General features: G+C 75.1%; 4 protein-coding genes. 1 reads left to right on the top strand and 3 read right to left on the bottom strand.

The window, feature by feature from the left end:
• Both DEF28_RS25675 and DEF28_RS25670 read right to left on the bottom strand, forming a co-directional pair.
• Positions 1 to 1325, bottom strand: a 1325-nt coding sequence (locus DEF28_RS25675) for an FAD-dependent monooxygenase (protein WP_114446250.1), incomplete at its 3' end; no start/stop codon positions are given.
• A 15-nt stretch (positions 1326 to 1340) separates the two neighbouring features.
• The gene (locus tag DEF28_RS25670) at positions 1341 to 2303 is read right to left on the bottom strand and encodes an MBL fold metallo-hydrolase (protein ID WP_114400749.1); all 963 of its coding nucleotides are present in this window, start codon (positions 2301 to 2303) and stop codon (positions 1341 to 1343) included.
• 203 nt (positions 2304 to 2506) lie between these two features.
• On the opposite strand from DEF28_RS25670, the gene DEF28_RS25665 reads away from it, so the two are divergent.
• A complete protein-coding gene (locus tag DEF28_RS25665) occupies positions 2507 to 3046 on the top strand; it encodes a MarR family winged helix-turn-helix transcriptional regulator (protein ID WP_114400748.1) in 540 nt (179 codons plus the stop codon).
• A 335-nt stretch (positions 3047 to 3381) separates the two neighbouring features.
• On the opposite strand, the gene DEF28_RS25660 is transcribed toward DEF28_RS25665, so the two are convergent.
• Positions 3382 to 4272 carry an alpha/beta fold hydrolase gene (locus DEF28_RS25660; RefSeq protein ID WP_114400747.1) on the bottom strand — a complete coding sequence of 297 codons (891 nt, stop codon included), beginning with the start codon at positions 4270 to 4272 and terminating at the stop codon, positions 3382 to 3384.
• Positions 4273 to 4527: the final 255 nt, after the last annotated feature.

The following is a 4527-nucleotide window of genomic DNA, read 5'->3' as shown; positions in this document are numbered from 1 at the left end:
AGCCGGCGCAGCCGCGTCACGCCCACCCCCGGCGCCTCCACCACCGCGTCCGGCACCAGCACCCCCGGGCACGGCGCCGGCACCGCGCCGCGCTCCGGCCGCCCGCCGAACGGCCGGCCGGGATCGGGCGTGGTCAGCGGCGAGTCCACGTACCAGAACGGCTCGAACAGCCGCCCCGAGTCCACCAGCGCCCGCGCCGCGGGATCAGCCACCGCCCGCCGCAGCACCGCCTCCCGCCACCGCCGCCCCGCCTCGTCCTGCGGCACCAGGAACCGCATCGTCCGGCCGGTCACCTCGGCGTTCTCCGCTGCCGCCGCGGACCGCTCCGCCTGGTAGCTCTCCAGCAGCCCCTCGCCGGCCCACCCCCGCGCCACGAACGCCAGCTTCCACGCCGCGTTCTCCGCGTCGTGCACCCCGGAGTTCAGCCCGCGCGCGCCGAACGGCGCCACCAGGTGCGCCAGGTCGCCGGCCAGCAGCACCCGGCCGACCCGCATCCGGCTCGCCACCCGGGTGTGGAACCGGTACACCGAGCGCCACACGACCTCGTACCCGCGGTCCCCGACGATCATCCGGATGCGCCGGTCCAGCCCGCCGCTCGCCTCCTCCCGCGCGAGGTCGAAGTCCGGCGGTACCTGCCAGTCGATGCGGTACACCGACCCCGGGCACGGGTGGATGAGCACCTGGCGCCCCGGGTTCCACTCCGGGTCGAAGTAGAACCGCCGCTCCCGCTCCCACCCGGGAAGGTCGGCGCGGATGTCGCAGATGAGGAAGCGGTCGGCGAAACTGCGCCCGTCGAAGGCCACCCCCAGCGCCTGGCGCGCCCACCCGGCCCGCGCGCCCAGGCACGCGACCGCGTAGCCGCCCCGCACCGACACGGCCCCCCGGGCGGTCCGGCACCGCGCCACCACACCGGCCGCGTCCTGGTCCAGTCCGACGACCTCGTGCCCCCGCCGCACCTCGATGAGCGGTTCGGCGGCCACGCACGCGCCCAGGATCTCCTCCGTGCGCGCCTGCGAGAGGTTGACGAACGGCGGGAACGGCGACGCGCCCGCATCCGCCAGCCGCACGCTGAACAGCTCCGAGTCCCGGTAGAACGTCCGCGCGGTGCCCCAGGTCACGCCCTCCTCGGCCACCGCTCCAGCGCCGAGGGACTCCCACACGTCGAGGACGTCGCGCTGCTGGCAGATCGCCCTCGACCCGGTGACGGCGCGCGAGGTGCGCGCCTCCAGCAGCACCACCGGCAGGCCCCGGCGCGCCAGCAGCAGCGCCGCGGTCAGCCCCACCGGGCCAGCGCCCAGTACCAGGATCGGCGTCTCCTCCGCCATGGCCCGATCCCGCCGTCAGTCCTGCAGCTGGTCCCAGACGGCGCGGTCGCGTTCGGCGGTCCAGATCACCGGCCGCTCGACCCCCGACAGCTCGTCCCACAGCCGCGACACGTCGAAGGGGAGGCAGTGCTCGAAGATCGGCCAGTGCCCGTACTGGCCGGCCAGTGCCGCGTGCGCGGCCTCGAACGCCTCCTTCAGCGTCCCGCCGCGCCCGTGCACCGCGCCCACCTCGTGCAGCATGACCCGCAGGAAGTGCCGGGTCTGCTCGATCGCCGCGTCCACGGCGGCGCGGCCCCGGGTGACGGCTCCGCGCCCGCCGACCAGGGTCTGCGCGCCCAGCGCGGCGACCCCGTCCAGCGTCGGGCCGGCCCACTCGCGGTGGAAGGCGTCGCCGGTGTAGAGGGCGGCCTCGGCCTCCACGAGGTCGCCGGCGAACAGGATGCGCTCGCGCGGCAGCCAGGCCACCAGGTCGCCCTCGGTGTGGCCGCGCCCCAGGTGGCGCAGCTCCAGCGTGCCCCGGTCGCCGCCGAGGTGGATGGTCGCCCGGTCGCTGAAGGTCAGCGTGGGCCAGGTCAGCCCGGGGACCGATCCGGCGTCCTTGGCGAGCCGCGGCATGCGGGCGAACTCGCTCTCCCAGTCCTGGCGGCCCCGCTCGGCGACGAGCTCCCGCGTCTTGTCGTGGGCGATGATGACGTCGGCTCCGAACGCGCTGGCCCCCAGCACCCGCACCGCGTGGTAGTGGGAGAGCACCAGGTAGCGGACCGGCTTGTCGGTGTGCTCGCGCAGCACGGCCAGCCACTCGCGCGCCGCGGTGGGGGTGGCGAGGGCCTCGAAGCACACGAGGAAGTCCTCGCCCTCGACGGCGCCGATGTTGGGATCGCCCTCGGCGGTGAGCGCGTACACGCCGTCGGCGAGGATCTCCAGGGTCTGCCGCTTCTCCGCGAGGTCGGCCGATGATGCGAACGGTTTCGCCGGCATTGCCGTGCACCTCCAACGACTCCCGGGACGGCACCCGAGATCATTAATCAAATATTTGATCAAATGGATCGTAGCGTGGCGTCGGTCACATGACCAGGACGACCAGGTTACCAACTCCGGTGACGCGGGTCACTCACCGTGCTCGGCCGTTCCGAACCGTTCGGGCGCCCCCGGCGGGGGAGCGGCGGGCCTAACCTGGGGAGGTGACCGACGAGACGGCCGCCCCGGGCGGCCTCACCTTCTGGTCCTTCGTGGACCACGCCGTCCGCCGAGCGCAGCAGGAGCTGCCGGCGGTCGACGCGGAGGCCATGCGCCTGGTCCTCACCCTGCACCGCGCCACGAGCATGATCGTCTACGACCTCGAATCCACGGTGCACCGCCCGAGCGGATGGACCTGGCCGGGCTTCCGGGTGCTCTTCGTCGTCTGGCTGGCCGGCCCGATGGACGCCAAGAGCGCCGCCGCCCTCACCGGCATGAGCCGTGCCGCCGTATCCGCCCTCGTCAACACCCTGCAGAAGGACGGCCTGGTCACCCGCCAGCGCGCCGACCACGACCGCCGGGCCGTCCAGATCAGCCTGACCGACACCGGCCGTGCCGCCATCACCCGGGGATTCGCCGCGCACAACACCCGGGAGGGTGCGTGGGCCGCCGCCCTTTCCGCAGAGGAGCGGGCAGCCCTGGTGGCACTGCTCGGCAAACTCATGGCGGGAGACGCCGCGGCCGCGGCCAAGCGCCGGGTGTGAGCGGCGCTCGGCCGGTCGAGCAGCCAGCCGGCGAGCACGAAAAAATCTACATCGTCAAGATCGCCGTAAGTTTCCCAAAACCCCGAAGAGAAACAGAATCGCGCGGCTACGCCGCCCGCATCTCTCATGGGCCGTCCACGCGTATGGCCCGGGAGCACGGGGGAGCGTGCGGTGCTCGGCACCGCGGACCGGGGCTGGACCGCTGCTGCCCCTGGCGAGGGCCCACCAGATGCCGCTCGACGAACCCGTCGGCGCGCCGGCCAGCGGCGATCCGCGGGTGTATCCCCGGCCGGTCGCCCGCAACGGCAGCCCGGACCGCGGCGGCCGAGGCGTGCTCAGCGCATCGTGGCGAGCAGAGCCGCGATGCGCTGCGGCGCTTCGTGAAGGGCGAGGTGGCCGCTCCCCGGGAGCACGTGGACATCGGCGTCCAGGCCCGCACGGGCCGGGCCGCGCAGGCGCGCCGGCGGGAAGAAGCAGTCGTGGGAGCCGGTGGCCACCCGCACCGGTGTGCCGCGCCAGCGCCCGAGCGCGCGCACGGGCAGCGGCCGGGGGGCGAGGCTGGTGCGCGTGTGCGTGGCGACCAGGGTCATCCAGTGCGCGTCGGGGTGGGCGCGCCGTGCCGCCCCGGCCTGCCCTGGTCCGCTCATGTAGCGCAGCAGGCGCGTACTGGAGGCGGAGGAAGGCGCCAGCAGCCACGGCAGGGTCGCACCGATCAGAGCGGGACCGAGCGCGGCGGGGGCCAGCCCCGCCGGGTTCACCAGGGCGAGCCCGGCGACCAGCGGCCCGGGGGCGGCCGCCAGAGCCACGGCCGCGCCCAGGGAGTGCCCGAGCAGGATCACCGGGGCCTCGGTGATCTGCGGCAGTGCCTCGCGCAGCCACGCCCCGTAGGCGGCGGTGCGGTCCCCGCGGGGCCGCTCGGCGCTGCTCAGGCCCGGCTGGCCCGGCAGGTCGACCAGGTGGACGGGGCGGTCGGCGGCCAGCACTCGCGCCGCGGCGATGCCGGTGGCGGCGTTGAAGTTGGTTCCCGGCAGCAGGACGACGCCGGTGCCTGGTCCGCCCGGGGCGCTGAACACCTGGGTGGTGCCCAGGGCCGTGTTGAACGGGTCGCGGGCGTGCAGTTCGGGCCAGGAGGCCAGGGCGGTGCGGCACCAGGCGCGTACGGCCTCGCGGCCCGCGGAAGTGCGGTAGATGCTGGTGGAAGTACTGCTGGGCGAAGACGGGGCCATGAGTGTCGGGCCTTCCGGGCGCGGGGGAGTGGACGCCGACCAGGCTTCCCGGCACACCAGGCGCCCCAGCGCCATCCCACCATCGTGGCGCGCGGGGGCCGAACCGTCCAATCCGGTCCGTCCTGGCCATGGGCGGTGGCCGCCACCGGCTCCCGCCGGTCCGGCCCGGCGGCGCCCGCGCGCGCTGCTCGGCCGCGTCGCCTCTGCCCGCAGCTGGGGGAGCCCCGGGCCAGGGGGCCGGCCACTGCTCCGAGG

The sequence above is a fragment of the Marinitenerispora sediminis genome (assembly GCF_003336425.1).
Classification (GTDB): Bacteria; Actinomycetota; Actinomycetes; order Streptosporangiales; family Streptosporangiaceae; genus Marinitenerispora; species Marinitenerispora sediminis.
The sequence above is the reverse complement of the archived record's forward strand: the minus strand, read 5'-3'. Positions and strand labels throughout refer to the sequence as shown.